The 26,897-nt window shown below is 59.1% G+C and carries 24 protein-coding genes; 10 read left to right on the plus strand and 14 right to left on the minus strand.

The window, feature by feature from the left end:
* Window positions 1-70: 70 nt before the first annotated feature.
* Together ACD590_RS22235 and htpX are read right to left on the minus strand one after the other, a co-directional pair.
* Window positions 71-1,459, minus strand: coding sequence for an RsmB/NOP family class I SAM-dependent RNA methyltransferase (locus tag ACD590_RS22235; RefSeq protein ID WP_439003375.1), 1,389 nt, complete (start codon window positions 1,457-1,459; stop codon window positions 71-73).
* A complete protein-coding gene (gene htpX / locus ACD590_RS22240; RefSeq protein WP_018244144.1) occupies window positions 1,450-2,412 on the minus strand; it encodes a zinc metalloprotease HtpX in 963 nt (320 codons plus the stop codon). The genes ACD590_RS22235 and htpX overlap by 10 nt, the downstream gene beginning before the upstream one ends.
* A gap of 110 nt (window positions 2,413-2,522) precedes the next feature.
* Between htpX and ACD590_RS22245 the strand changes: the two genes are divergently transcribed.
* Entirely contained in the window at window positions 2,523-2,747 is a 225-nt protein-coding gene (locus ACD590_RS22245; RefSeq protein ID WP_130718382.1) for a DUF1674 domain-containing protein, read from the plus strand.
* Between the two features lie 96 nt (window positions 2,748-2,843).
* Here the strand turns inward: ACD590_RS22245 and acs are convergent, their stop codons facing one another.
* Window positions 2,844-4,799, minus strand: a complete 1,956-nt coding sequence (gene acs / locus ACD590_RS22250; RefSeq protein WP_018244146.1) for an acetate--CoA ligase — start codon at window positions 4,797-4,799, stop codon at window positions 2,844-2,846.
* A gap of 232 nt (window positions 4,800-5,031) precedes the next feature.
* Here acs and ACD590_RS22255 point away from each other — a divergent pair, with 232 nt between their 5' ends.
* The gene (locus tag ACD590_RS22255) at window positions 5,032-5,736 is read left to right on the plus strand and encodes a DUF1013 domain-containing protein (RefSeq protein ID WP_007632151.1); all 705 of its coding nucleotides are present in this window, start codon (window positions 5,032-5,034) and stop codon (window positions 5,734-5,736) included.
* A gap of 79 nt (window positions 5,737-5,815) precedes the next feature.
* Here ACD590_RS22255 and ACD590_RS22260 read toward each other — a convergent pair whose 3' ends face one another.
* The 3 genes from ACD590_RS22260 to ACD590_RS22270 form a co-directional block, all read right to left on the minus strand.
* Window positions 5,816-6,751 carry a flagellin N-terminal helical domain-containing protein gene (locus ACD590_RS22260; RefSeq protein ID WP_018244147.1) on the minus strand — a complete coding sequence of 312 codons (936 nt, stop codon included), beginning with the start codon at window positions 6,749-6,751 and terminating at the stop codon, window positions 5,816-5,818.
* A gap of 155 nt (window positions 6,752-6,906) precedes the next feature.
* A complete protein-coding gene (locus ACD590_RS22265; protein ID WP_439003376.1) occupies window positions 6,907-8,817 on the minus strand; it encodes a propionyl-CoA synthetase in 1,911 nt (636 codons plus the stop codon).
* 82 nt (window positions 8,818-8,899) lie between these two features.
* Window positions 8,900-9,559, minus strand: coding sequence for a YggS family pyridoxal phosphate-dependent enzyme (locus ACD590_RS22270; protein WP_018448397.1), 660 nt, complete (start codon window positions 9,557-9,559; stop codon window positions 8,900-8,902).
* A 201-nt stretch (window positions 9,560-9,760) separates the two neighbouring features.
* On the opposite strand from ACD590_RS22270, the gene leuS reads away from it, so the two are divergent.
* The 3 genes from leuS to holA are packed head-to-tail and all read left to right on the plus strand — an operon-like array spanning window position 9,761 to window position 13,953.
* On the plus strand, window positions 9,761-12,391 hold the full coding sequence (leuS, locus tag ACD590_RS22275) for a leucine--tRNA ligase (RefSeq protein WP_130653329.1): 2,631 nt from the start codon (window positions 9,761-9,763) through the stop codon (window positions 12,389-12,391).
* Window positions 12,381-12,902: an LPS assembly lipoprotein LptE gene (lptE, locus tag ACD590_RS22280; protein WP_018244151.1), complete on the plus strand. Its 522-nt coding sequence runs from the start codon at window positions 12,381-12,383 to the stop codon at window positions 12,900-12,902. Before leuS ends, lptE begins: the two co-directional genes overlap by 11 nt.
* Before the next feature lie 10 nt (window positions 12,903-12,912).
* Window positions 12,913-13,953: a DNA polymerase III subunit delta gene (gene holA / locus ACD590_RS22285; RefSeq protein ID WP_222285700.1), complete on the plus strand. Its 1,041-nt coding sequence runs from the start codon at window positions 12,913-12,915 to the stop codon at window positions 13,951-13,953.
* A 104-nt stretch (window positions 13,954-14,057) separates the two neighbouring features.
* Here the strand turns inward: holA and ACD590_RS22290 are convergent, their stop codons facing one another.
* The 8 genes from ACD590_RS22290 to hemE form a co-directional block, all read right to left on the minus strand.
* Entirely contained in the window at window positions 14,058-14,939 is an 882-nt protein-coding gene (locus ACD590_RS22290) for a ParB/RepB/Spo0J family partition protein (RefSeq protein ID WP_018244153.1), read from the minus strand.
* A gap of 32 nt (window positions 14,940-14,971) precedes the next feature.
* Complete coding sequence (locus ACD590_RS22295; RefSeq protein WP_018244154.1) at window positions 14,972-15,766, minus strand: ParA family protein; 795 nt, start codon at window positions 15,764-15,766, stop codon at window positions 14,972-14,974.
* A gap of 19 nt (window positions 15,767-15,785) precedes the next feature.
* Window positions 15,786-16,403: a 16S rRNA (guanine(527)-N(7))-methyltransferase RsmG gene (rsmG, locus tag ACD590_RS22300; RefSeq protein ID WP_112905587.1), complete on the minus strand. Its 618-nt coding sequence runs from the start codon at window positions 16,401-16,403 to the stop codon at window positions 15,786-15,788.
* Window positions 16,404-16,428: 25 nt separating this feature from the next.
* Window positions 16,429-18,306 carry a tRNA uridine-5-carboxymethylaminomethyl(34) synthesis enzyme MnmG gene (gene mnmG, locus ACD590_RS22305; protein ID WP_183619396.1) on the minus strand — a complete coding sequence of 626 codons (1,878 nt, stop codon included), beginning with the start codon at window positions 18,304-18,306 and terminating at the stop codon, window positions 16,429-16,431.
* Between the two features lie 70 nt (window positions 18,307-18,376).
* Window positions 18,377-19,696 carry a tRNA uridine-5-carboxymethylaminomethyl(34) synthesis GTPase MnmE gene (mnmE, locus tag ACD590_RS22310; RefSeq protein WP_183619393.1) on the minus strand — a complete coding sequence of 440 codons (1,320 nt, stop codon included), beginning with the start codon at window positions 19,694-19,696 and terminating at the stop codon, window positions 18,377-18,379.
* 106 nt (window positions 19,697-19,802) lie between these two features.
* Window positions 19,803-21,068 (minus strand): transcription termination factor Rho, encoded by a 1,266-nt coding sequence (gene rho / locus ACD590_RS22315; protein ID WP_011654069.1) that lies wholly within the window; start codon window positions 21,066-21,068, stop codon window positions 19,803-19,805.
* A 198-nt stretch (window positions 21,069-21,266) separates the two neighbouring features.
* Complete coding sequence (gene hemJ / locus ACD590_RS22320; RefSeq protein ID WP_032980616.1) at window positions 21,267-21,803, minus strand: protoporphyrinogen oxidase HemJ; 537 nt, start codon at window positions 21,801-21,803, stop codon at window positions 21,267-21,269.
* 2 nt (window positions 21,804-21,805) lie between these two features.
* Entirely contained in the window at window positions 21,806-22,852 is a 1,047-nt protein-coding gene (hemE, locus tag ACD590_RS22325; protein WP_183619391.1) for a uroporphyrinogen decarboxylase, read from the minus strand.
* 401 nt (window positions 22,853-23,253) lie between these two features.
* On the opposite strand from hemE, the gene ACD590_RS22330 reads away from it, so the two are divergent.
* From ACD590_RS22330 to dnaQ, 5 genes are read left to right on the plus strand one after another with little or no spacing between them, the layout of a single operon-like run.
* The gene (locus ACD590_RS22330; protein WP_011649834.1) at window positions 23,254-24,075 is read left to right on the plus strand and encodes a pyruvate, water dikinase regulatory protein; all 822 of its coding nucleotides are present in this window, start codon (window positions 23,254-23,256) and stop codon (window positions 24,073-24,075) included.
* A 33-nt stretch (window positions 24,076-24,108) separates the two neighbouring features.
* Window positions 24,109-24,708: a Maf-like protein gene (locus ACD590_RS22335; RefSeq protein ID WP_131605747.1), complete on the plus strand. Its 600-nt coding sequence runs from the start codon at window positions 24,109-24,111 to the stop codon at window positions 24,706-24,708.
* On the plus strand, window positions 24,701-25,558 hold the full coding sequence (locus tag ACD590_RS22340) for a shikimate dehydrogenase (RefSeq protein ID WP_130653335.1): 858 nt from the start codon (window positions 24,701-24,703) through the stop codon (window positions 25,556-25,558). Before ACD590_RS22335 ends, ACD590_RS22340 begins: the two co-directional genes overlap by 8 nt.
* Window positions 25,558-26,169, plus strand: a complete 612-nt coding sequence (gene coaE / locus ACD590_RS22345) for a dephospho-CoA kinase (RefSeq protein WP_018448410.1) — start codon at window positions 25,558-25,560, stop codon at window positions 26,167-26,169. Before ACD590_RS22340 ends, coaE begins: the two co-directional genes overlap by 1 nt.
* Window positions 26,162-26,884 (plus strand): DNA polymerase III subunit epsilon, encoded by a 723-nt coding sequence (gene dnaQ / locus ACD590_RS22350; protein ID WP_018244163.1) that lies wholly within the window; start codon window positions 26,162-26,164, stop codon window positions 26,882-26,884. Before coaE ends, dnaQ begins: the two co-directional genes overlap by 8 nt.
* Window positions 26,885-26,897: the final 13 nt, after the last annotated feature.

The raw sequence follows: 26,897 nt of genomic DNA on the forward strand, positions 1-26,897 counted from the left end.
GCATGCGTGACCCGAGGCTATGAAGCACCTCGTATAATGCAGGCTCGCCGCGCGCGCTCAAGCCTTGCAATCAGGCCACGCGCCGCAGCACAGCCGCATAGAAGCCGTCGAGGCCGGAGCCGATGCCATCAGGCATTTTCAGCATGGTGGGAAGCGTACGGAATTCGCCGAGCGGCGTAATCGCCGACTCAAGGCCGGGCCAGTCGCCGGCGCCGATCGGAACGCGCTCGACCGCATCCGTATCGGAAAGAACACGGGCGACGACTTCCTCACCCTCGACAGGATCGAGCGAACAATTCGAAAAAACCAGTGTGCCGCCCGGCTGCAGCAATGTCAGCGCATGACGCAGCAACCGCTCCTGCAGCGCCGCCAGCCGGGCGATATCCTCAGGCCCCTTGGTCCACAACACGTCAGGGTGCCGGCGTGTCGTGCCGGTGGAAGAGCAGGGAGCGTCGAGCAGGATCGCATCGAAGCGTTCCGCCGGCTCGAATGTCGTCAGGTCTGCCGCAATCGTCTCCGCCTTGAGGCCGAGCCGGTCGAGATTCGAGCGCAGCCGTCTCAGCCGGCTTTCCGACTGGTCGAGTGCGGTGACTGCGCCGCCGGCCAGGATGAGCTGCGCCGTCTTGCCGCCGGGCGCAGCACAGAGATCGGCGGTGCGTTTGCCGGAGAGATCGCCGAACAGCTTGGCCGGGATGCTTGCTGCCGCATCCTGCACCCACCACGCGCCCTCATCGAAGCCTTCGAGCGAAGGAATGCCGCCGTCGAAGGCGGCGAGCCGCACGCCGCCCGTGGGCAGGACGACGCCGGTAAGCCGCTTCGCCCAGCCTTCCGGGTCGGACTTGACGGTCAGATCGATTGCGGCCGGTTCGAGCTGGGATTCCGAAATCGCCAGCGCCGCGTCCCGGCCATAGGCCTTTTCCAACCTGGCGATGAACCAGGCCGGCAACGGCGCGACCTTGCCGATCGCATCAAGCACCTGCTCCTTCTCGCGGCCGAGCCGGCGGAGGATGGCATTGACGAGCTTGGCGAAACGGCGATTGCGTGGATCCAGATTGGCCTGCTCGACGGCAAGATCGACAGCCGAATGATCCGGCACATCGAGATAGAGGATCTGCGCCGCCCCGATGGCGAGCACGTGATGCAGCGCCCTTGCCCCCTCCGGCAGCGGCGAATCCAGCAACGCGGCAATCGCGGCATCGATGCGCGGCAGATGGCGCAGCGTCGTGTTCAGGATGGCGCGGACGAGCGCCCGGTCGCTTTCGCCGAGCGCCCTATAGGCCGGATTGCCGTGTTCATGATCGAGAGCGCCGTCGAGCGGCAGCTTGCGGTCGACGACGGCTGCAAGAATTTTTGCCGCCGCTGCCCGGGCCTGCAGGCCTGGCTTATCAGGCGCAGATCGCTCGGTGGCGGGCTTATGCTTGCGGAATGGCTTCTTCGTGCCGTCTGAATTCAAGACCACGGACCTTTTGGCGGTTGCGAACCACCGCGACCAAGACCCGTATCCGGAACAGAGCGCGATTTGCGCGACGGATTAGCAGTACGAGCCTGCGACGTCGAGACATTCATGCCGCCTTGCGCCATGTCGTGCAGCGCAGCGATGCGGTTTTCCGTATTCGGATGGGTGGAAAACAGATTGTCCATGCGCTCGCCGGAGAGTGGATTGATGATGAACATATGCGCCGTCGCCGGGTTGCGCTCGGCATCTTCGTTCGGCACGTGAGCAGCGCCGCGCGCGATCTTGCCGAGCGCCGAAGCGAGCCAGAGCGGATTGCCGCAGATCTCGGCGCCGCGGCGGTCTGCCGAATATTCGCGCGTGCGGCTGATCGCCATCTGCACCAGCATGGCAGCGAGCGGCGCCACGATCATCGCGACGATGACGCCGACGAAGCCGAGGGGATTGTTGTTGTTCTCACGGTTGCCGCCGAAGAAGAAGGCGAAGTTGCCGAGCATAGAGATCGCGCCGGCAAGCGTTGCCGTGATCGTCATCGTCAGCGTATCGCGGTTCTGAATGTGCGCCAGTTCATGCGCCATCACGCCTGCGACTTCCTCAGGAGACAAGGCGCTGAGCAGGCCGGTCGAGGCGGCGACGGCTGAGTTATCGGGATTGCGGCCGGTGGCGAAGGCATTCGGCTGCGGGCTGTCGTAGAGATAGACCTTCGGCATCGGCAGGCCGGCATTGCGGGCGAGATCGCGCACGATCCGGAAGAATTCCGGCGCATTGCGCTCGTCGACCTCTTGCGCGCGATAGGCCGAAAGCACCATCCGGTCGGAATTCCAGTAGGAGAAGAAATTCATGCCGGCGGCAATGACGAATGCGATCATCATGCCGGCCCGACCGCCGATCAGGAAGCCGACAAACATGAAAAGCGCCGTCATGAAGGCAAGCAACATGGCAGTGCGAACGAGGTTCATTGCGGATCTCCATCTCCGATTTCGGCGTCACAAGCTTTTAATCCCGGCACCGGCGCATTATGATTTGGTTATTCACCAGCCATTTTCAATATTTCCGGCAGGAGACGGCCATGCAGGACGCCGATAACGACAATAGCGAAACGCCGATGGCCGAGGGAACGGAGCCGCCGCGTAAGATGCTGTCCCCGGCTGCCAGACGCGCCCTTGCCGAAGCCGAGGAGCGGCGAAAGAGCCAGAAGCCGCTGGAGCTGCCGGCGGAGATCGGCGGCCGCGGCGGAGCCGAGCCGGCGCGCTTCGGCGATTACGAAATCAATGGCCGAGCGATTGATTTCTAAGTCAATATTCCAATTGGCGTCTTACGATCGGAATAGCCGAGAATCCGGCTAACTAACGAGCGAGCCGCTCCGGACGGGCCGGAGCGGCTCGATATGTCAGGCGGTGGCCTTGTTTTGCCGGTTGGCGATCAGATCGTCGACGACGGCCGGATCGGCAAGCGTCGAGGTGTCGCCGAGAGCACCGAAATCGTCTTCGGCGATCTTGCGCAGGATGCGGCGCATGATCTTGCCGGAGCGGGTCTTCGGCAGGCCGGGCGCAAACTGGATCTTGTCAGGCGCAGCGATCGGGCCGATTTCAGCACGAACATGTTTCACCAGTTCCTGGCGAAGCGTATCCGATCCCTCGTGACCGGACATCAGCGTCACGTAGCAATAAATGCCCTGGCCCTTGATCGGATGCGGATAACCGACGACTGCGGCTTCCGAAACCAGGTTGTGAGAGACAAGCGCGGATTCCACCTCTGCCGTACCGAGCCGGTGGCCGGAGACGTTCAGCACGTCGTCGACGCGGCCAGTGATCCAATAATACCCGTCCGCATCGCGCCGGCAGCCGTCGCCGGTGAAATACTTGCCCTTGTAGGTGGAGAAATAGGTCTGAATGAAGCGCTCGTGATCGCCATAGACCGTGCGCATCTGACCTGGCCAGCTGTCGGTGATGCAGAGATTGCCGTCGGCCGGGCCTTCCAGCACCTTGCCCTCATTGTCAACAAGCTGCGGCTTGATGCCGAAGAACGGGGTCGTCGCCGAACCGGGTTTCAGATCGGTGGCACCAGGCAGCGGCGTGATCATATGGCCGCCGGTTTCCGTCTGCCACCACGTATCGATGACAGGGCAGCGCTTGTCGCCGACGACATTGTAATACCACTCCCAGGCCTCGGGATTGATCGGCTCGCCGACCGTGCCGAGCAGGCGCAGCGAAGAACGCGAGGAGCGAGTGACGAATTCGTCACCGGCACCCATCAGCGAGCGGATTGCCGTCGGCGCAGTGTAGAAGATGTTGACCTTATGCTTGTCGATGACTTCCCAGAAACGGCCCTGATCCGGGAAATTCGGCACGCCCTCGAACATCAGCGTCGTCGCGCAGTTCGCAAGCGGCCCGTAGACGATATAGGAGTGACCGGTAACCCAGCCGACATCGGCCGTACACCAGTAGACGTCACCGTCGTGATAGTCGAAGACATATTCATGCGTCATCGCCGCATAGACGAGGTAACCGCCCGTCGTGTGCAGCACGCCCTTCGGCTTGCCGGTCGAGCCTGACGTATAAAGAATGAAGAGCGGATCTTCCGCCTTCATCTTCACCGGCGGGCATTCCGCCTTCACCGTGGCGATCTCCTGATGATGCCAGAGATCGCGGCCCGGCGCCCAGCCGGTCTTGCCGCCGGTGCGGCGAACGACCAGCACCTTGCTGACCCTGACATGCTGTCGAGCGGCGATATCGATCGCCGTATCGGTATTGTCCTTCAGCGGCACCGGCTTGCCGCCGCGCACGCCTTCGTCGCAGGTGATGACGAAGGTGGATTCGCAGTCGACGATGCGCCCCGCCAGCGCCTCCGGCGAGAAGCCGCCGAAGACGACCGAATGCACCGCCCCGATGCGGGCGCAGGCAAGCATCGCATAGGCCGCTTCCGGGATCATCGGCATGTAGATGGTAACGCGATCACCCTTCTTGACGCCGTGCTTCTTCAACACGTTCGCCATCCGGCAGACATGCTCGTAGAGCTCGTTATAGGTGACCTTCTTGTCGATATAGGGGTTGTCGCCTTCCCAGATGATCGCCACCTGGTCGCCATTCGTTTTCAGATGGCGGTCAATGCAGTTGTAGGAGACGTTGGTCTGACCGTCCTCGAACCACTTGATCGAAACCTTGCCGGTAAAGGAAGTGTTCTTGACCTTGGTATAAGGCTTGAACCAGTCGATCCGCTTGCCGTGCTTGCCCCAGAACTTGTCCGGGTTCTCGACGCTTTCCTCGTACCATTTCAGGTACTTTTCCTTATCGATCAGGGCGCGCGCCTTCACCGGCTTCGTGACCGGATAGATCTTCTCGGACATGCAACTCCTCCTCATGGGACATGCGACGGGCCGCGTGAGCTAGGAAGGGCCCGGACTTGAAATCACGGCAATTCATAGCAGTTCGCATCGCCACGGCAATTAGACAAAGGTCATTTCATTTCGGAAGAATTGCAATTATGCGACAGTGCGGTTATATAGCGGCATATTTCCCGGACATTGTGGTGACAATCCACGGACCGCGACCGGCGCGGACGATAGAAGGACTATATCCATGGCTCAAACACTGCTCATGCCGAAGGCGACCGCCATCTGGCTCGTCGACAATACGGCACTGTCTTTCGATCAGATCGCGCAGTTCTGCAAACTGCATCCGCTCGAAGTCAAGGCGATCGCCGACGGCGAAGCGGCGCAGGGCATCAAGGGCCTCGACCCGATCTCGACAGGACAGCTTTCCCGCGACGAGATTGCCCGCGCCGAGGCCAATCCGAACCACAAGCTGAAGCTTTCCGAACCGAAGGTGCGCGTGCCGGAATCCAAGCGCCGTGGTCCGCGTTATACGCCGGTTTCCAAGCGCCAGGACCGCCCGAACGCCATTCTCTGGCTCGTTCGCAACCATCCGGAGCTGAAGGACGCGCAGATTTCCCGCCTGGTCGGCACGACCAAGTCGACCATCGAGCAAATCCGCGAGCGCACCCACTGGAACTCCGCCAACCTGGCGCCGATGGATCCAGTAACGCTCGGCCTCTGCAGCCAGATCGATCTCGACATGGAAGTGGAAAAGGCCTCCAAGGGCCGTCCGCTGCCGACCGCCGCCGAGCTTGGCGCGACGCTGCAATCGGCACAGGAGACCGAGCGCCTGACCCCGAGCTACGAGCGCGAGGAGGAAAAGGAAAAGGAAATCGACGCCGATGCCGTCTTCCGCAAGCTGAGCTCGCTGCGCTCGGCCCCGAAGGACGAGGACGACGATCAGTACTGAGATATCAGCGATTTCATGAAAAACCCCGCCGGTATGAGCTGACCGGCGGGGTTTTTTATTGCGAATTGCCTGTTTCGAATTAGCTGCGGAACAGGGTGAGAATGTTCTGCGCCGAACTGTTGGCGATCGAGAGCGACTGGACGGCGAGCTGCTGCTGCGTTTGCAACGCCGAGAGCTTGCTTGATTCCTCTTCCATATCGGCATCGACCAGGCGGCCGACGCCGGAGTCGATCGAATCGTGAAGGCCGCTGACGAAAGTTTCCTGCAGCTGAATACGGGTCGAGATCGAGCCCAATGCCGAGCCCGCGGCGGTCATAGCGCCGAGAACCAGTTCGACACCGGTCAGGGCTGCGTCAAGCTGACCCTGGGTGAAACCGGTGATGTCGAGATCATATATTGACGCCATGACGATGACGGTGCCGCCATAGGTTCCGTTGAAGGCCGTGCCGATGATGCCGCTTGATGTCTCGATTGCACCGGTGCTCGTCATGCCGAAAAGCACGTTTCCAAGCGAGCCTGAATCGAGCACATAGTCCGTCATCTTCACGGAGACAGCATTGCTGCCGTCGCGGACGAAGGACGAAACGACGCTCTTCGTGCCGGAGGCGCCGGCAACCCAGTTTTCGCCGGAGAAGGACGCCGATTGTGCGATGCTGAGCAGCTGCTCCTGCAGCTGGTCGAGTTCTTGCTGGATCTTCGTCTTGTCGACGCCCTTTTCCGTGGCGGCGACGATCTTGGCCTTGATGTCGCTGACGACATCGAGCGCGCTGTCCATAGCCGAATAGGCCGTGTCGACCTTGGCTGCGCCGAGACCGAGCGCGTCGGAGACGGCCGAAAGCGCTTTGTTGTCAGAACGCATGGTCGTAGCAATCGACCAGTAAGCGGCATTGTCAGCCGCCTTTTCGACACGATAACCCGATGAAACGCGACCCTGGGTGTCCTTGAGGCTATCGTTTACGCCGCGCAAAGTCTGCAGCGCTGCCATGGCAGCGTTGTTGGTAAGGATGCTTGTCATGATCCGTTCCACAATCGTTGAGAAAGGGGCAATCCGGACTAGGCCGGTAACGGCGACCGCGTCATGCAAAGCCTGCTATGCAAGCCATTGCCGTTAACAAATGCTTGCATCAACATGGTTAACAATTCCTCAATTAGGCTTACCGAAAGTTTAATTCACATCGGCAGGGAGCCGAAACCACGCCCACGCAGCGCCTCGGCAATTTCCTCTAAAATCGTTGGATCATCAATGGTTGCAGGCATTTTCCAGGGTATGCCGTCGGCGATCTTCTGCATCGTGCCGCGCAGGATTTTGCCGGAGCGTGTCTTCGGCAACCGGTTAACGATGATAGCCGTCTTGAAGGCAGCAACAGGCCCGATCGAATCACGAATCATCGCCACCACCTCTGATTCGATCGCCGTTGCGTCACGGGAAACATGTCGTTTCAGCACCAGGAAACCGCAGGGCGCCTGACCCTTCAGCACATCGATCACGCCGATGACAGCGCATTCGGCGACATCGGGATGGCGCGCACAGACCTCCTCCATCGCCCCGGTCGAGAGCCGATGACCGGCGCAATTGATGATGTCGTCGGTGCGCGACATGATGAAGAGATAGCCGTCCTCATCGACGTAGCCAGCATCGGCCGTCTTATAGTAACCGGGAAACTCATCGAGATAGGCCGATCGGAAACGTTCGTCGGCGTTCCAGAGGGTCGGCAGGCAGCCGGGCGGCAAGGGCAGCTTGACGACGATATTGCCGAGCGTTCCCGCCTCGATCGGATGACCGGCATCATCGAGCACCGCAATATCATAGCCGGGCATCGGCAGTGCCGGCGAACCGTGCTTGATGGGAAGGGCGCCGAGACCAAGCGGATTTGCGGCGATCGGCCAGCCGGTCTCCGTCTGCCACCAATGATCGATGACGGGTATGCCAAGCATACGCTCCGCCCATTTGAGCGTCTCCGGATCCGCCCTCTCGCCGGCCAGAAACAGCGCCCGCAGATCCGGCATCGGATACTTGTGCATCAACTCGCCGTCACCGTCCTCCCGCCGGATGGCGCGAAATGCCGTCGGCGCCGTGAACAGCACCCGGACCTTATGCTCTGAAACAATGCGCCAGAATGTGCCGGCATCCGGAGTGCCGACCGGTTTTCCCTCGAAGATCAAAGTGGTTACGCCGGCCAGCAGCGGGGCATAGACGATATAGGAATGTCCGACGACCCAGCCGATATCCGAAGCCGTCCAGAAAACCTCGCCCGGCTTCAAGCCGTAGATATTAAGCATCGACCAGTTGAGCGCGACCATATGGCCGCCATTGTCGCGCACGACGCCCTTCGGCTGGCCCGTCGTGCCCGATGTATAGAGGATATAGAGCGGATCGGTCGCCTTGACGGAGACACAGGCGATCTCGGCGCCACGGTGCTGCGCCACCGCTGCCTCGAAATCCTGATCGCGGCCACTGATGAGATCTGCCCGAAGCTCCGGCCGCTGCAGCACCAGACAGCGCCCCGGTTTCGAACGTGCGATCTCGATCGCCTGGTCGACCAGGGGCTTGTAGGCGACGATACGACCAGGCTCGAGCCCGCAGCTCGCGGTGATTACCAGTTTCGCACCGCAATCGTCGATGCGCGCCGCAAGTTCGCTGGCGGCAAACCCGCCGAAAACGACGGAGTGAACCACACCGATGCGGGCGCAAGCGAGCATGGAAAAGACCGCCTGCGGCACCATCGGCATATAAAGGATGACGCGATCACCTTTGCCGATGCCGCGCTCGAGCAACGCTGCTGCGATGGCCATCACCTCCCGAAGCACCTCATCATAGGTGAAATGGCGCTTCTCGCCGTTCATTGCGCTGTCGAAGATGACCGCTGTCTCGCCGCCGCGGCCGGCAGCCACATGCCGGTCCAGGCAATTGTGGCAGGTATTGGTTTCCGCGCCGGAGAACCAGCGGCCAAAGACGCCCTCATTGGGCGAAAAAATCCGCTCCGGCGGCTTGAACCAGTCGATGTCACTGGCCGCTTCGCGCCAGAAGGCTTCGGGATCACCTTTCCAGGCCGCATAGGTCTGATGATAGCCGTTCCGCATCTGCTCCTCCCCAGGACATGCAAACCTCGATATCAATCTAGGCGGCATTAAGGGGAACAGGAAGCCCGACCAAAGCAGCGTTTCAGCGCGTGCCGAATATTGCGGATCCCACACGCACGCTGGTGGCGCCGAAGGCGATTGCCGTCCCGTAGTCACCCGACATGCCCATGGAAAGTTTTCCGACGCCGCATTTGAGCGCGAGCTTTGCCAGCAGGGCGAAATGCGGTCCGGGATTTTCCTCGGCCGGCGGAATGCACATCAAACCTTCGATGGAAAGGCCGAGCTCGTCGCGGCAAAGGGCGACGAAGGCCGGCGTGTCGTCAGGAGCGATGCCCGCTTTCTGCGGTTCGAGCCCGGTATTGACCTGGACATAGAGCCGCGTCGTCTTGCCCTGCCGCTTCATCTCATCGGCAAGCGCGCGGGCGATCTTTTCCCGGTCCACCGTCTCGATGACGTCGAAAAGCGCTACCGCATCCGCCGCCTTGTTCGATTGCAGCGGCCCGATCAGATGCAATTCGATATCCGGACGCTCGGCTTTCAGCGCCGGCCACTTGCCCTGGCTTTCCTGCACCCGGTTCTCGCCGAAGACGCGCTGTCCGGCTTCGATGGCCGGACCGATCGCGTCCGCCTCGAAAGTCTTCGACACCGCGACCAGCTGAACGGAACCCGCCGGACGACCTGCCGCGCGTTCCCCGGCCGCAATCCGTGATCGCACATCGTTCAACCGCTCTTGAAGTTCCATAGTTCTGCCTCGACATACCAGCATGAAAGGATTGGCAATGAACTAACCAGCCAACCTGTGCTTGCCAAGACCCGCCTTCGCGAAATCGCTTGCGCGTGATCAAGATCGGACGCTTGCAGCGCCTGCAAAACTTGACGCTACGGTGGTTTCATGGTGAAGGTCTCGACCAACCTCCCCTGATTTTCCGGAAATACGAATACTATGGCCACCGAACGTTATAATCCGCGCGATGCCGAGCCCCGCTGGCAGCAGAAATGGAATGAAGACAAGGTCTTCGAGACCGACAATGCCGATCCGCGCGAAAAATATTACGTCCTCGAAATGTTCCCCTATCCATCGGGGCGCATCCATATGGGCCATGTCCGCAATTACGCCATGGGCGATGTCGTCGCCCGCTACAAGCGCGCCCGCGGCTACAACGTGCTGCATCCGATGGGCTGGGACGCCTTCGGCATGCCGGCGGAGAATGCCGCCATGGAGCGTGGTGTTCACCCCGCCTCCTGGACCTACCAGAATATCGGCTCAATGAAGGCGCAGCTGAAGGCCATGGGGCTTTCACTGGACTGGAGCCGCGAATTCGCCACCTGCGACGTCGAATATTACCAGCAGCAGCAGCATCTCTTCCTGGATTTCCTGGAGAAGGGCCTGGTCTATCGCAAACAGTCGAAGGTCAACTGGGATCCTGTCGATAACACCGTGCTGGCCAACGAACAGGTGATCGATGGCCGCGGCTGGCGTTCCGGTGCGCTCGTCGAGCAGCGCGAACTGACGCAATGGTTCTTCAAGATCACCGACTTTAGCCAGGATCTGCTGGACGCGCTGGATACGCTTGACCAGTGGCCGGAAAAAGTGCGCCTGATGCAGAAGAACTGGATCGGCCGTTCGGAAGGCCTGACGATCCGCTGGGAGATCGTGCCGGAAACGGCACCGGCCGGCGAGAGCGAAGTCACCGTCTATACCACCCGACCGGACACGCTCTTCGGCGCCTCCTTCCTGGCGATCGCCGCCGATCATCCGCTGGCAAAGGATGCCGCCGCGAAGAACCCGGCTATCGAAGCTTTCTGCGAGGAGTGCCGCCGCGCCGGCACGTCGCTCGCAGCACTCGAGACCGCCGAAAAGAAGGGCATGGATACCGGTATCCGCGTCAGGCACCCGCTCGATCCCTCCTGGGAACTGCCGGTCTATATCGCCAATTTCGTCCTGATGGATTATGGCACGGGCGCGATCTTCGGCTGCCCCTCGGGCGACCAACGCGACCTTGATTTTGCTCGAAAATATGGCTTGCCGGTGGTGCCCGTCGTCATGCCGAGGGATGGCGATGCCGCAAACTTTTCCGTCGTCGACACCGCCTATGACGGTGATGGCGTGATGATCAACTCCCGCTTCCTCGACGGCAAGACGACCGAGGAAGCCTTCAATATCGTCGCCGACCGGCTGTCGGCCGCTTCGCTCGGCAATGCGCCGCAGGGCGAGCGCAAGGTCAATTTCCGTCTGCGCGACTGGGGCATTTCCCGCCAGCGTTATTGGGGCTGCCCGATTCCGGTCATCCATTGCGATGATTGCGGTGTCGTGCCGGTGCCGAAGGAGGATCTGCCGGTCAAGCTGCCCGATGATGTCACCTTCGACCAGCCGGGCAATCCGCTTGACCGTCATCCGACCTGGCGCCATGTCTCCTGCCCGAACTGTGGCAAGGATGCACGCCGCGAGACGGATACGATGGACACCTTCGTCGATTCGAGTTGGTATTTCACCCGCTTCACCGCACCCTGGGAAGAAAAGCCGACCGATCCGCAGGCGGCAAACCGCTGGCTGCCGGTCGACCAGTATATCGGCGGCATCGAGCACGCGATCCTGCACCTGCTCTATTCCCGCTTCTTCACCCGCGCCATGCGCGAGACCGGTCACGTGGCCGCCACCGAACCTTTCAAGGGTCTCTTCACCCAGGGCATGGTGGTCCACGAAACCTATAGCCGCGGCGCAGGCGCCAGCCGCGAATGGGTGGCACCCGCCGATATCCGCATCGACGAACTCGACGGCAAACGCCGGGCTTTCTTGCTGACGAACAACGAGGAAGTCGCGATCGGCTCGATCGAGAAAATGTCGAAATCGAAAAAGAACGTCGTCGATCCCGACGATATCATCGCCTCCTACGGCGCCGATACCGCTCGTTTCTTCGTTCTGTCCGACTCCCCGCCGGAGCGTGATGTTATCTGGTCCGAGGCAGGCGTCGAGGGCGCTCATCGCTTTACCCAGCGTCTGTGGCGCCTGATTTCCGAAGCCGCGGACGCGCTCTCCGCCGTCGCACCGGCGCCGGCAATCGATGGGGACGCGTTGTCAATCTCCCAGGCTGCCCACAAGACGCTGAAGGCGGTCCAGAACGACTATGACAAGCTCTGGTTCAACAAAGCCGTTGCCCGAATTTATGAACTCGTCAACGCGCTGGCCGCACCGATGACGAGGGTTGCAGCAGGCGAGGGTGATGCCACCTATCGCGCGGCCGTACGCGATGCCGCCGAGATCCTGATTCAGCTCGTCTCTCCGATGACGCCGCATCTGGCTGAGGAATGCTGGGCCGCGCTCGGCAATGCAGGACTGCTTGCCCGGGCAAGCTGGCCGCAATACGACGAAACACTCGTCATCGAAAACGATGTCGTCCTGCCGGTACAGATCAACGGCAAGAAGCGCGCTGAATTGACAATTTCTCGCGATGCAGATCAGAATGCCGTCACCGACGCCGTGCTGGATCTGGATGCGGTGAAGAACGCGTTGAACGGACAGGCACCGAAGAAGATCATCGTGGTTCCCCAAAGGATTGTAAACATTGTCGTCTGATATCGCTTGCAAGCTGGCTCGCAATGCCGGCATCGCCATGATCCTTGCCTCCGCGGCTTTTCTCTCTGCCTGCCAGGTTCGCCCGCTCTACTCCGAGAATTCCGGTGTCACTGAAAAGCTTTCCTCGGTCGGCTTTTCCCCGGCAGGCAGCCGCATCGAGCAGCAGGTTCGTAACCACTTGATCTTCCTTGCGTCGCGTGGGGCCGGCGAGCCTGAAAAACCGGAATATCAGGTCGAAATGCACGCCTCATCCACCGTTGCCGATACGCTGCTTACGGAATCCGCCGATACGTCGCGAGCCGGTCGTGTGACCGTCAGCGTCACCTACACGCTGCGCGCGGCGACCGACAATCACGTCATCAAGGCCGGCAGCCGGGCGACCACGGCGCTGGTGGATTTCCCTGACCAGGAATTTGCCAAGCAGCGGGCAATCCGCGATGCCGAAAACCGAGCGGCGGATCAGGTGGCGGAATTCGTAGGAGCCGATATCGCCGCTGCTCTCAGCCGCTGAGGGCGGAGATGTGGCAGAGATAAAATCCCACGAATTCGAGACTTTCCTGCAGAAATCGGCGCGGAACTATCGGATTTTCGTCATCTACGGGCCGGATCGCGGCCTCGTTTCCGAACGAGCAGGCTTGCTCGCCGGTAAGACTGGTGTCGCGCTCAATGATCCTTTCTCGCTGACGAAACTCGATATCGGCGACCTGCAGAAGGATCCCGGACGGTTGGTCGACGAGGTCCAGTCGATCGGGCTGTTCGGCGGTGAGAAATTGATCTGGATCCGCGGCGCCGCCAACGAGAAATACCTCGTCGATTCCCTGGCGTTGCTGGCCGAAAAACCACTCGAAGCCGCCTATCTGATCATCGAGGCCGGCGACCTGAAGAAGGGCTCGTTGCTGCGCAAGATGGCGGAGGCCGCACGATCTGTCATGACGATCCCGTCCTACGCCGATGACAGCCGCGCTCTCAATGCCTTGATCGATACTGAGCTCGGGGCAGAGAAGCTCGGCATTACGCCGGCCGCGCGCCAGGCGCTCATAGCCTTGATCGGCGGTGACAGGATCGCTTCCCGAAACGAGGTTCGCAAGCTTGCTCTATACTGCCGCGGCTTCGATACAGTGGAAGAACATCACGTTACCGAAATAATCGGCGACGCCAGCGCCATCTCGGTTGACGACGCCGTCGATGCCATCCTCGGCGGCGATCTCAACGCCTTTTTGCACGCCATGCAAAAAATCAGCAGCTCGAAAACCGCGATCTTTCTCGTTCTGCAGGCATGCCTGAAGCAATTCCAGCTTCTGGATTCGATGCGCGCCGAGATGGATGAAAAACGGCTGCAGCCGCCTCAGATCATGCAGACGATGGGGCGGCATCTGCATTTTCGCCGCAAACCGATCATCGAACAGGCATTACGCCAATGGACCGCGGAAAGCATCGCGCGGGAATCCAATCGGCTGCAGGCCGCTATTCTGCAAAGCCGACGGAGACAGGTGCTAGAGGACAGCGTCGCAATGCAAACGCTTCTGTCCACCACCCTTCAATCCGGCCGGAAATCCGCCTGAGTAGCATCAGGCCGAGAATCGGAACCGATTTTCGGCCTGCTCGATGCGAGGATTGAAAGAGTGGTGAGTGCGTCCTTTGCGCGTCCGAAAGGACGCACAGCGTTTTAGCGCCTCTCGAGCAAACGGCAGATTTCCTCCAGCTGCTCCAGTGACTTATAGGAAATTTTGATCTGGCCACCGCCCGCCTTGTGATTGATCGCAACCTCAAGACCGAGTGCATCGGAAAGTGTCCGCTCCAGCGCCAGTGTGTCGGAATCCTTCTGATCCCGTCGTAAGGCCGCCTGCTGTGGTTCCGACTGAGCCTTTATATTGTTCTGTGCCAGCTTTTCCGCGTCACGCACTGACATGCCCTTGGCAACGATCGTACGGGCAAGACTTGCCGGGTCAGATGTCGAAACCAGCGCACGCGCGTGTCCAGCCGATAGGCTGCCAGCGGCCAGCAGATCGCGAACCGGATCCGGCAGCTTCAACAAGCGCAAAGAGTTGGCAACGTGGCTGCGGCTTTTGCCAATGATTTCCCCAAGGTCGTTCTGGGTGTAACCATATTCAGCAATAAGCTGCTCATAGCCCAATGCCTCTTCGAGGGCATTGAGATCCGCGCGCTGCACGTTTTCGACAATAGCGATTTCGAGCGCCGTCTTATCATCCACGTCACGGACGATGACAGGAATCTCGATCAGCCCGGCAAGCTGAGCTGCGCGCCAACGTCGCTCGCCGGCGATGATTTCATATCGATCCCGCGACATGGTCCGCACAACAATTGGCTGAACGATACCGTGTTGGCGAATGGAACTTGCGAGATCATGCAGCTCAGCATCATCGAAGAAACGACGAGGATTGCGGGGATTACGGCTAACGAACTCGATCGGGATCATCCTGTCGGCACTGATAATCCGCTCGGCTTCCACCGGGACAGGCTGATCCATTTCACCAATCAGCGCCGCAAGGCCACGGCCCAATCGCCTCTTCGATACATCGTCATTCATGATCTACACTCACCTACACCCCGAAAATGATATTACGCGGCCAGCCTTTGGCGCTCTCGCTGGATGACTTCGGAGGCCAGCTGCAGATAGGCCTGACTGCCCGCGCACTTCAAGTCATAGAGAATAGCCGGCTTGCCGTAGGACGGAGCTTCAGAAACCCGGACATTGCGCGGAATTAACGTGTGGTAAACCTTGTCGCCGAGATGCGTGCGCACGTCATTGACAACCTGCTGTGCCAGATTGTTGCGCGCATCGAACATCGTCAGGACGATCCCCTGAATATCCAGACGCGGGTTAACCGTCCGCCGAACCTGGCTGACGGTCTCAAGCAACTGACTCAACCCCTCCAGCGCAAAGAATTCACATTGCAGCGGAACCAAGACCGAATGAGCTGCTGCCATGGCATTCATTGTCAGCAGATTGAACGACGGCGGGCAGTCCAGAAGAATATAAGAAAACGCCATGGCTTCGGGCGAAGACAACGCTTTCCGCAGTTTGAAGACCCGATCGCTTTGCTGCGAGATCTCCATCTCGATGCCGAGCAGGTCCATCGTCGACGGGACGATAAAGAGATTGGGAACCGCTGTCTCGAGAGTTACGTCGGGGATCCCACGATCACCAACCATCAGATCATAGGAGGAAAGCTTGCGATCACGACGATCGATACCGAGGCCGGTGCTGGCATTGCCCTGCGGATCGAGATCAACGATCAACACACGCTCACCAATAGCCGCGAGCGCCGTTGCCAGATTGATTGCTGTGGTCGTTTTACCAACGCCACCCTTCTGATTTGCGATGGTGATAATCCGATGTCGTTCGCCAGCCATTGCCGCAATATCCCATCTGTTAAACCAAGCGCCGGAGATTTGATACTTCCAAGATAACGGATTCCTGCTCGACGGCGCTCTTATGTTCTAACAGATCGAATTCCCACCGACCACGTGCTTTGTCGATTTCCCTCAAGTAATCCCGGCCTTTGTGAAAAAAGCCACGACAATTTTCCTTGCCAAGCATCCAGGGGGCTGAATAGCCGAGGAGCCCGTCAAGATCGGCAAGGGCGCGCGCTGAAATCGCATCACATTCGCCAATCTCCGGATAGGCATCTTCGATTCGAAGGATATGCACGCTGCCGCGCGCATTGGTCTCCCGCAACGCTGTCCGCAGAAACGCCGCCTTTTTATGGTTGCTTTCGACCAGATGTACCCATCCGTCCTGCAATTCGGCCAGAAAAATCGCCGTAATGACGCCGGGAAAGCCACCGCCACTTCCGAGGTCGACCCAGCTTATCGGTTGCGGATGAATCTGAAAAACCTGGCTGCTATCAGCGATGTGCCGGTCCCATAAGTCTTCAAGGGTCGACGGCGCCACCAGATTAATAGCTTTCGCCCACTTCTGAAACAGCGCAGCGAAGTGTCGAAGCCGTTCCTGTGTTTCACGTGAAACACGCAAGCCGTTTAATTCCATTCTGAAAGACTCTCAAATCTCGTAATCAGGCCCGATGACGCTCAGGCGAGGGGAGGCGACGCAAGTGCACAAGCAGCAATGCGATTGCCGCGGGCGTCATTCCTTCAACGATTGCAGCCTGGGCAATATTGAAAGGGCGAGCAGCATTGAGCTTTGCCTTAAGCTCGTTGGAGAGTCCGGAAAGTGCGTCATAATTGAAAGCAAGTGGGATCTGTCGGTCTTCGTCGCGCTGCTGATCAGCAATCGCCGTCGCTTGCCGATCCAGATAAACCGAATAGCCCGCCTCGATTTCCAACGCTTCCGCAACTTTCGGCCTCATTGCGCCGAGCGACTCTGGCCAGACATGCCGGAGCGCGGAAAAATCGTAATTTGGATAAGATAGCAAATCATAGGCGGTTCGGCGCTGCCCATCCAGATTGATATTTAGGCCGGCGCGTCGCGCCTCATTCGGTGTAATCGTCAGCGACTGCAACAGCGCCCGACCACTTTCAATTTCTGACTGATAGGATGTGAATCGCTGCGCCCGCTCGCCACTTACACATCCAAGCCGCATGGCCAGGGGCGTTAAACGCATATCGGCATTGTCAGCGCGCAAAGTCAGTCGATACTCTGCACGCGATGTAAACATACGATACGGCTCCGTAACGCCGCGTGACGTGAGATCGTCAATCATGACGCCGATGTAGGAGCTTGTCCGACTAAAATGAAACGGATCCGAATCATTGCTTCGCAAAGCAGCATTCAACCCGGCTGCGAGCCCCTGAGCGGCTGCCTCTTCATATCCGGTGGTGCCATTGATCTGGCCGGCGAGAAACAGGCCTCTCAGCCGCTTGACCTCCAACGATGGCGTCAACTCTCTCGGATCGACATGATCATATTCGATCGCATAGCCCGGTTGCAGTATTCTTGCCACTTCCAGACCCGGGATCGTTTTAATGAATTCGGCCTGTACTTCCGCCGGCAAGGAGGTGGAAATCCCGTTGGGATAAACTGTGTCATCGTCCAGCCCCTCGGGCTCGAGAAAGACCTGATGTCCATCCCGCTCTCCAAATTTCACCAGCTTGTCTTCGATAGACGGGCAATAACGGGGCCCGACGCCTTCGATCTGCCCAGAATACATTGCCGAGCGCATAATATTGTCGACGATGATGCGATGGGTCGCTTCGGTCGTTCTGGTAACGCCGCATTCGATCTGCGGGGTGGTAATCGCATCGGTCATGAAGGAGAAAGGAACAAGCTCCTCGTCAGCCCCTTGTCGACCGACGGATTGCCAGTCGATCGTCTTCCCATCCAACCGCGCTGGTGTTCCGGTCTTCAGACGTCCCAATTGCAATCCCAAGCGGCCGAGGGTAGCAGACAAGCCGATCGACGGTGGTTCACCGACACGCCCGGCCGGTGTCTTTTCCGAACCGATATGAATAAGGCCGCGCAGAAAGGTACCAGTGGTCAAAACCACCGCTGGCGCTTTCAAGATCCGACCATCCTTCATGATCACGCCAGCGACGCGACCATCGACAACTTCTAGATCAAACGCATCGCCTTCGATGATATCCAGGCCAGGCGTCGCTTCGATCGCCGCCAGCATTGCCAAGCGATAAAGCTTTCGATCGGCCTGGGTCCGCGGTCCTCGGACAGCGGCGCCTTTCTTCTTGTTCAGCATCCTGAACTGAATGCCCGCGGCATCGGCGACGCGTCCCATCAGACCGTCCATCGCGTCGATTTCCCGAACCAGATGGCCCTTGCCAAGCCCGCCGATCGCCGGATTACACGACATGACGCCGATCGTGTCTCGTCTATGCGTAATCAGGCCGGTTTTCGCCCCGAGGCGCGCAGCTGCGCTGGCAGCCTCCGAGCCCGCATGGCCGCCACCTATCACAATCACATCGAAGGCATTATCCGTCATTCAAGACTCCACATCCGGCGGACGTTTCACGTGAAACCAGGTCAAGCTGACGCCCAGGGTTTCACGTGAATCATTTGCCGATACAAAACTCCGAGAAGATCACCCCGAGCAGATGTTCGACATCCACTCTTCCGGTAATTCTGCCCAAATACTCTGCGGCAATTCGCAGCTGCTCGGTCCGCAGTTCGAGATTCACATCTGTCTGCGATAACGCCGCCTCGAGCGCTGCTAAACATTTCGTTAGCGAATCTTTATGCCGCTGCCGGCTGGGAATCGCCATGGACAGACCGGCGAAACGTTTCTCGACGATATTGCCGATCAACCGTCGTAGTTCCGGCAAACCGACACCCGTCGCCGTCGAAATCTCCAGATCATACCGATCCGAGGCGATGTCGATGAGATCCCTCTTTGTCCCGACAGTAACATGTGGAGAGGTCTGCTCCAAGTCATCGGGTATCAGAGGATTCACCATGTCAACCAGCAGCAGAACAAGATCGGCATCGCGAAGCGCAATACGCGCCCGCCGCACGCCCTCCATTTCGACACGGTCATCCGCCTGCCGAAGTCCCGCAGTGTCATAAAGCTTAATCAGATAGCCATCAATATCGAGATCAACCTGCAGGACGTCGCGGGTGGTTCCGGCAATCTCCGTCACAATTGCGACGTCACGACGCGCCAAGGCGTTCAACAGACTTGATTTCCCGGCGTTCGGAGCCCCGGCGATGACCACCTTGAAGCCATCCCTGATAATTTCGCCGGCCGAAGCTGCGGCCAGGTGATGCTCGATATCACTGCGCAGCTTCTCCATATCGGCCCAGACCATATCCGATACTGACCCCGGAACGTCATCCTCGTCGGGGAAATCAAGTTCGGCCTCAATCAGCGCCCGGGCGCGTGTTAATCGTTCCGCCCACGAATCGTAAATTGTGGAAAGCCCGCCTGCGCTATGTTCGACCGCAAGGCGTCGCTGCATTTCAGTCTCGGCGCCGATGAGATCGGCCAGCCCCTCCACCTCGACGAGATCAAGTTTGCCGTTCTCAAAAGCCCGGCGGGAGAACTCACCTTCGACCGCCATCCGAACACCTGGAATTTCGCCAAGCGCGTGAAACAGCGCCGCCAACACGGCTTTGCTGCCATGGATCTGCAGCTCGGCAACATCCTCACCGGTAAACGAATGAGGGGCAGGAAAAAACAGCACCAGGCCGCTATCGATCGGCTGATTGTTACGAGTCCGAATCGTTCGGTGAGATACGTGCCGGGCTGCCGGAACTGATCCGACGAGCCTCGCCAAAATATCTCTGGTCAGGGGACCGCTGATTCGAATGACTGACACGCCCGAAGGTGGAGCACCGCTCGAAAGCGCATATATGGTATCATTCAACATGGCCATATCGTCTGGTCCGTCGGTTGGAATCGAACGTGATTCCTCTCAAATAGAAAAGCTGGCGACATCATGACGATGCCCCCAGCTCTTATAGAATGAATCCGGCTAAGGATTACGTATTCATCGAATCGAAGAAGTCGGAATTGTTCTTCGTCTGCTTCAGCTTGTCGATAAGGAATTCGATCGCATCGGTCGTGCCCATTGGAGCAAGGATGCGGCGGAGCACAAAGATCTTCTGCAGATCCTGGCGTGGAACGAGAAGATCTTCCTTGCGCGTGCCGGACTTCAGAATGTCCATAGCCGGGAAGATGCGCTTATCGGCGACCTTGCGATCGAGGACGATTTCTGAGTTGCCCGTGCCCTTGAATTCTTCGAAGATCACTTCGTCCATGCGGCTACCAGTATCGATCAGCGCGGTCGCGATGATCGTCAAAGAGCCGCCTTCTTCGATATTACGCGCCGCGCCGAAGAAACGCTTCGGCCGCTGCAGAGCGTTGGCGTCCACACCGCCGGTCAGGACCTTGCCTGACGAGGGAACGACGGTGTTATAGGCACGGCCCAGGCGCGTGATCGAATCGAGCAGGATGACAACGTCGCGTCCGTGTTCGACAAGACGCTTGGCTTTCTCGATGACCATCTCGGCCACCTGCACGTGACGCACGGCTGGTTCGTCGAAGGTCGAGGAGATAACCTCGCCGCGAACCGAACGCTGCATGTCGGTCACTTCTTCGGGGCGTTCATCGATCAGCAGGACGATGAGATAGCACTCCGGATGGTTGGCGGTGATCGAATGCGCGATGTTCTGCAGCAACACGGTTTTACCGGTACGCGGCGGCGCGACGATCAATCCACGCTGGCCCTTGCCGAGCGGCGCCACCAGGTCGATCACGCGCGGCGACAGATCCTTGGTGGTGGGAATATCAAGTTCCATCTTGAAGCGCTCGTTCGGATAGAGCGGCGTCAGATTATCGAAATGAACCTTGTGACGGATCTTTTCCGGATCGTCAAAATTGATGGTGTTGACCTTGAGCAGCGCAAAATAGCGCTCGCCTTCCTTCGGCCCACGGATCGGGCCCTCGACCGTATCGCCGGTTTTCAGCGAAAAACGCCGGATCTGCGATGGAGAGATGTAAATATCGTCCGGGCCCGGCAGGTAGTTCGCATTGGCCGAACGCAGGAAGCCGAAACCGTCCTGCAGCACTTCGACGACGCCTTCACCGATGATTTCGACATCCTGGCTGGCAAGCATCTTGAGGATCGCAAACATCAGCTCCTGCTTGCGCATCGTGCTTGCATTCTCGACCTCGAGCGATTCGGCAAATGCCAGCAGATCCGTCGGGGATTTACTCTTAAGTTCCTGAAGCTTCATTTCAGCCATGAAGTGACCAATACTCTTTTCAATTTCAAAGGGGAAAGGCGATGTTGGGTCGTATTCGGTACCGCGAAAGGGCTCGCAGACGACTGAACTCTACACACATGCCACGTAGATGAGATGCGCGGAAAATAGCGACTCGCAATCGCTGCCGCAAGAGGGCTGCTTAAAATGAAGCAAATTTAACCCTGAGGACGATTTTCCTCAGAACGGCTTCACCACGACGAGGACGACGATCACGATCATCAGCACCGTCGGCGCCTCGTTCATGAACCGCCAATAGCGCGCCGAGCGGCGATTTTCATCCCGCTCGAACGCTCTGACGGCGCGGCTGAAGAACATATGAACACCGGTCAGCAACACGACGAGACCGATCTTGGCATGCAGCCAGCCGCCCTGAAACCCATAAACCGACCAGGCGAGATAGAGGCCGAAAATCCACGTCAACATCATCGCCGGGGTCATGATGATTCGAAGTAGCCGGCGCTCCATCACCTTGAAGGTTTCCGATTGCACCGAGCCCGGCTCGGCATCGGTGTGATAGATGAACAGCCGCGGCATATAGAACAATCCGGCCATCCAGGAAATGACCGCGATGATGTGCAGCGCCTTGATCCAGAGGTAGAGATTATCGGGGTTCCAGGCAAAAAGCCCGATCGCCATCAGCGCGAAGAAAGCCAGCGCGAAATGAGCCCGACGCCGGGCGTAAGCGCCAGATCTCCGATCGGTCTGTTTTTCCATCGTCACGCCCCGCCTCGTACGCGCCCACCTCGCACGCGATCGACCAGCAGACGCACATGCTCGGGGTCGGCCTGCGGCGTAATGCCATGACCGAGATTGAAAATCAGCGGACCATTGCCGAGCTGCTGCAGAATATCGTCGATGCCGTCTTCCAACGCCCGGCCGCCGGCAACAACGCGCATCGGATCGAGGTTGCCCTGAACCGGTCCATCCTTTTGAAGTTCGGCTGCAAAGGCCAGCGGGACCGACCAGTCGAGGCCGATTGCATCTGCGCCCGTCTTCTGGCGATAGGTCTTGAGCTGATAACCGGCGCCCTTGGCAAAAGCGATAATGCGAGCATGTGGCCGTTGCGATTTGACCGAAGCGATCATCCGCGCAACCGGCCTGATCGCGAACGCCTCGAATTCCTTCTCTCCGAGAACGCCAGCCCAGGAATCGAAGATCTGCACGGCATCGGCGCCGGCATCGATCTGAGCGACGAGATAATCGGCCGATACGTCGGCAAGCAGCATCAGCAGATGCTCGAAGGCGCGGGGATGCCTGTAGGCGAAAAGACGGGCAGGGGCCTGATCCGGCGTGCCGTGACCGGCGATCATGTAGGTCGCGACCGTCCATGGCGCGCCACAGAAGCCGAGCAACGTCGTCTCGACTGGCAACTCCTCCCGCAGCCGCCGCACCGTTTCCAGAACCGGCCTGAGATAATCGACAACCTCTTCGCCATTCAATCTGCCAATACCGGCTTCATCGATGGGATCCATCTCCGGACCATGGCCCTCAGTGAACCGGACATTCCGTTTCATTGCATCGGGAATGACCAGGATATCAGAAAACAGAATGGCGGCATCGAAGCCATAGCGGCGGATCGGCTGCAATGTCACTTCGACAGCGTGGTCAGGCGTGTAGCAGAGATCGAGAAAACTCCCGGCCTTTGCCCGCGTCTCCCGATATTCCGGGAGATAACGTCCTGCCTGTCTCATCAGCCAGAGAGGAGGAGGGGAGAGGCTCTCGCCACTCAAAACCCTCATGATCTTTCGCCGCGTATCGCTCAAGCGCTTCTTCCCTATAAAAAAACAAAGATATTTTAAAAGGTTTCTATTTCTTAGAGTCGGTGACTATCAAGGATTAAAATCCATCCACCGCCGATGCCATTTGTCGCGCGGCTGCAAAACAACATCGGAAAGATTCGTCGATCTCGTCCAAATCTCGGGGAGAAGCCGAATCCGAAAATGATTCCAAATCCTTCCGGATCGGCAATATTTCTCATAGCTGTGGATAGGCTGTGGACGAACCTTCAAGAATCCTAGCCCTTCCCCGTCGTCCACAGGGCCAATCAAAACCGATCGGCAGAATCCGAAATGTGGATAAAGAGGCATGTTTTCCCTTGCCGGAGACTGCCTCGCCGCCGTAGCTCTGTTTCATCCAGTCTTTTCAACAGGCAGCGGAAAATAGCGTGGAGAACAGAACGAACTTCTTTCATCTGCATCTGATTTCTGACTCAACGGGAGAGACTCTGATCTCCGCCGGGCGCGCCGCGTCAGCGCAATTCAGATCGGCGCAACCGATCGAGCATGTCTATCCACTGATCCGCAATCGCAAGCAGCTGCTGCCAGTTCTGCAGGCGATCGATGACGCCCCCGGCATCGTGCTCTACACCATTGTCGACCGGGAGCTTGCAAGCCTGATCGATGAGCGCTGCATCGAGATGGGCGTCGCCTCCGTGAATGTGCTGGAGCCGGTGATGAATGCCTTCCAGATCTATCTCGGGGCCCCGTCGCGTCGTCGGGTCGGCGCCCAGCATGTGATGAATGCCGGTTACTTCGCGCGCATCGAAGCGCTGAATTTCACCATGGATCACGATGACGGTCAGATGCCCGACGACTACAACGACGCCGATGTCGTGATCATCGGGATCAGCCGTACGTCGAAAACACCGACCAGCATCTACCTCGCCAACCGAGGCATCAAGACGGCGAACATTCCGATCGTCTATGGCGTGCCATTGCCGGAGAGCCTCTTCGTCGCGAGCAAACCGCTGATCGTCTGCCTGATCGCCACCACCGACCGCATTTCCCAGGTGCGGGAAAATCGTGTGCTCGGGGTGACGCAGGGCTTCGACCGCGAACACTACACCGATCGTGCCGCGATTTCGGAGGAGCTGAAATATGCCCGCTCGCTTTGCGCCCGTCACAACTGGCCGCTGATCGACGTCACCCGCCGCTCAATCGAGGAAACAGCCGCGGCAATCGTTGCCCTGCGCCCGAAGCTGCGCTAAGCGCTGACGAAAAGCCGGCACTCCGAGGAACCCATGACGCCAAAACTCATCCTTGCATCGTCGAGTCCCTTTCGCCGGATGCTGATGCAAAATGCAGGTCTGGCCTTCGAGGCGCATGCCGCAAGGATCGATGAACGAGCCGTCGAAGCGCCGCTGGAAAGAGCCGGCGTTAGGCCTGATGCCGTGGCCCTCGTTCTGGCCAGGGCCAAGGCCGAGGAAGTGAGTAGCCGTTTTCCGGATAGCCTGGTCATCGGTTCGGATCAAACGATGTCGCTCGGTGACCGCGTCTTCCATAAGCCGAAGGACATGGCCGACGCAGCCAGTCATCTTCAAGCCCTTTCGGGTGTAACCCATCGGTTGAACAGCGCTGTCGCCATCGTCAGTGATGGCGTGGTCTTGTGGGAACATCTCGCCCATGCGGAACTGACGATGCGGCCGCTGACGGCGGAGTTCATCGCCAGACATCTGGCGCGGGTTGGCGAAAAGGCGCTTTCCAGCGTCGGCGCCTATCAATTGGAGGGGCAGGGCATCCAGCTCTTCGAAAAGATCGAGGGTGACTATTTCACCATTCTTGGCCTGCCGATGCTGCCGTTGTTACAAAAATTGCGAGAACTCGGAGCGATCGATGGGTGATTCACGTGAAACATTCGGGCCGAAAGCGTTTGTCACGGGCTTTCCCATCAAGCATTCGCGCTCGCCGTTGATCCACGGACATTGGCTGAAGACGCTCGGCCTGCCAGGCAGCTACCGCGCTCATGAAGTGGCACCCGAGGCATTTTCCGATTTCATTCAGTCGCTGAAGGACGGCAGTTCCGGCTTTGCCGGAGGCAACGTCACCATTCCCCACAAGGAATTGGCGTTCCGGCTCGCCGACAAACCGGACGCGCTATCGCACGAGCTCGGCGCCGCGAACACGCTCTGGCTGGAGGATGGTGCGCTACATGCGACAAATACCGACGGTCGCGGCTTCATCGCCAATCTCGACGAACGCCATCCGGGCTGGGACCGGCATGGCACGGCCGTCGTCTTTGGCGCCGGCGGCGCCAGCCGGGCGATCATCCAGGCGGTCCGCGATCGCGGTTTCAAGGAGATCCATGTCGTCAATCGTACCGTCGAACGCGCGCGTGAACTCGCGGATCGCTTTGGCCCGCGTGTTCAGGCCCACCCGGCCGGGGCGCTTACTGAAGTGATGAAAGGCGCCGGCCTCTTCATCAATACCACCTCGCTTGGCATGGATGGCGAGACGGCGCCGCAACTCGATTTCTCGCCTCTGGCAGCCGATGCCGTCGTCACCGATATTGTCTATGTGCCCTTGAAGACGCCGATCCTGGCACAGGCGGAAGAGCAAGGATTTCCGATCGTCGATGGTCTCGGCATGCTGCTGCATCAGGCCGTGCCCGGATTCGAGAGATGGTTCGGCCAGCGTCCCATCGTCGACGCGGCGCTGCGCGCGCTCATCATCGCGGATATGGAAGCACATTAATGCTGAAGATCGGTCTCACCGGCTCCATCGGAATGGGAAAATCGACGGCGGCAAAGCTCTTCGCCGATGCCGGAATCCCGGTGAACGATTCGGATGCCGTGGTCCACGATCTCTATGCCGGCGAGGCTGCACCCCTGGTGAATGCCGCCTTCCCCGGCACGATGAAGGATGGAGCAGTCGACCGACATGAACTTGGCCGCCAGCTTGCTCTTCATCCTGACGGCTTCAAACGCCTGGAAGCGATCGTTCATCCGCTGGTTCGCAAACGCGAGAGGGAATTTCTGAAGCGACAGCGCGCCACCGGCGCCGACATGGTATTGCTCGATATTCCATTGCTTTTCGAAACCGGCGCCGAGGCAAGAGTGGATATCGTCGTCGTCGTCAGCACTGATCCACAGATTCAGCGCCAGAGGGTGCTTGCGCGCCCAGACATGAGCGAGGAAAAATTCAACATGATTCTGTCCCGCCAGACGCCGGACGCGGAAAAACGGCGGCGGGCCGATTATCTGATCGACACCAGTCATAGTGTCGCGGTGACGAGGGAACGGGTGCTGGAGATCGTCGCCGACCTGAAAACGCGGATTGCCAAAGGAGATTTCCGGAATGCGTGAGATTATCTTCGATACGGAAACCACCGGCCTCGACAACCGCGCCGACCGCATTATCGAAATCGGCGGCATCGAGCTCTTCAATCATTTTCCCACAGGCAACACGATCCATATCTTCATCAATCCTGGAGATCAGAAAGTTCATCCGGATGCGCTCGCCGTGCACGGCATCACCGATGAATTCCTGAAGGACAAGAAGCCTTTCGGGGAGGTTGCCGAACAAATCCTTACCTTCTTCGGCGATGCGAAGTGGATTGCGCATAACGCCACCTTCGATATGGGCTTCATCAACGCGGAATTCGCGCGAATCGGTTTGCCGCCAATCCTGCCGGAAAGGGTGCTCGACACCCTGTCGATGGCGCGGCGCAAACACCCGATGGGACCGAATTCGCTCGATGCGCTCTGCCGGCGCTACGGCATCGATAATTCGCACCGCACCAAACACGGCGCGCTGCTCGACTCCGAATTGCTCGCCGAAGTCTATATCGAGATGATCGGTGGCAGACAGGCAGCCCTCGGACTCGGAATGGCCGGCAAATCCAACCAGGCAGCTCGCGGTGACATGGCGATGGAAGACGATGTGGTGATTGCCGCAGTGCTCGAGCGGCCCCGGCCGCTCACGCCGCGCCTGAGCCAAATCGAGGAGCAGGCGCATGAGGCGCTCGTCGGCAAGCTCGGTGAAAAAAGCGTCTGGGCGAAATACGCCAACCTCGATTAAACCGGTCCTCAAT

This window comes from Rhizobium sp. 862_C5_N1_2, from assembly GCF_051811205.1.
Lineage (GTDB): Bacteria > Pseudomonadota > Alphaproteobacteria > Rhizobiales > Rhizobiaceae > Rhizobium > Rhizobium leguminosarum.

Excerpts from the sequence above, each read along its gene's own strand:
- ACD590_RS22245 (WP_130718382.1), top strand. The coding sequence starts at position 2,523 with ATGCAGGACGCCGATAACGACAATAGCGAAACGCCGATGGCCGAGGGA.
- ACD590_RS22270 (WP_018448397.1), bottom strand. The coding sequence starts at position 9,559 with ATGGAACTTCAAGAGCGGTTGAACGATGTGCGATCACGGATTGCGGCC.
- acs (WP_018244146.1), bottom strand. The coding sequence starts at position 4,799 with ATGTCCGAGAAGATCTATCCGGTCACGAAGCCGGTGAAGGCGCGCGCC.
- mnmG (WP_183619396.1), bottom strand. The coding sequence starts at position 18,306 with ATGACGGATAATGCCTTCGATGTGATTGTGATAGGTGGCGGCCATGCG.
- ACD590_RS22335 (WP_131605747.1), top strand. The coding sequence starts at position 24,109 with ATGACGCCAAAACTCATCCTTGCATCGTCGAGTCCCTTTCGCCGGATG.
- htpX (WP_018244144.1), bottom strand. The coding sequence starts at position 2,412 with ATGAACCTCGTTCGCACTGCCATGTTGCTTGCCTTCATGACGGCGCTT.
- coaE (WP_018448410.1), top strand. The coding sequence starts at position 25,558 with ATGCTGAAGATCGGTCTCACCGGCTCCATCGGAATGGGAAAATCGACG.
- mnmE (WP_183619393.1), bottom strand. The coding sequence starts at position 19,696 with ATGGCCATGTTGAATGATACCATATATGCGCTTTCGAGCGGTGCTCCA.
- ACD590_RS22255 (WP_007632151.1), top strand. The coding sequence starts at position 5,032 with ATGGCTCAAACACTGCTCATGCCGAAGGCGACCGCCATCTGGCTCGTC.
- ACD590_RS22260 (WP_018244147.1), bottom strand. The coding sequence starts at position 6,751 with ATGACAAGCATCCTTACCAACAACGCTGCCATGGCAGCGCTGCAGACT.
- rsmG (WP_112905587.1), bottom strand. The coding sequence starts at position 16,403 with ATGGAATTAAACGGCTTGCGTGTTTCACGTGAAACACAGGAACGGCTT.
- ACD590_RS22295 (WP_018244154.1), bottom strand. The coding sequence starts at position 15,766 with ATGGCTGGCGAACGACATCGGATTATCACCATCGCAAATCAGAAGGGT.
- dnaQ (WP_018244163.1), top strand. The coding sequence starts at position 26,162 with ATGCGTGAGATTATCTTCGATACGGAAACCACCGGCCTCGACAACCGC.
- leuS (WP_130653329.1), top strand. The coding sequence starts at position 9,761 with ATGGCCACCGAACGTTATAATCCGCGCGATGCCGAGCCCCGCTGGCAG.
- ACD590_RS22265 (WP_439003376.1), bottom strand. The coding sequence starts at position 8,817 with ATGCGGAACGGCTATCATCAGACCTATGCGGCCTGGAAAGGTGATCCC.
- ACD590_RS22340 (WP_130653335.1), top strand. The coding sequence starts at position 24,701 with ATGGGTGATTCACGTGAAACATTCGGGCCGAAAGCGTTTGTCACGGGC.
- ACD590_RS22290 (WP_018244153.1), bottom strand. The coding sequence starts at position 14,939 with ATGAATGACGATGTATCGAAGAGGCGATTGGGCCGTGGCCTTGCGGCG.
- hemJ (WP_032980616.1), bottom strand. The coding sequence starts at position 21,803 with ATGGAAAAACAGACCGATCGGAGATCTGGCGCTTACGCCCGGCGTCGG.
- rho (WP_011654069.1), bottom strand. The coding sequence starts at position 21,068 with ATGGCTGAAATGAAGCTTCAGGAACTTAAGAGTAAATCCCCGACGGAT.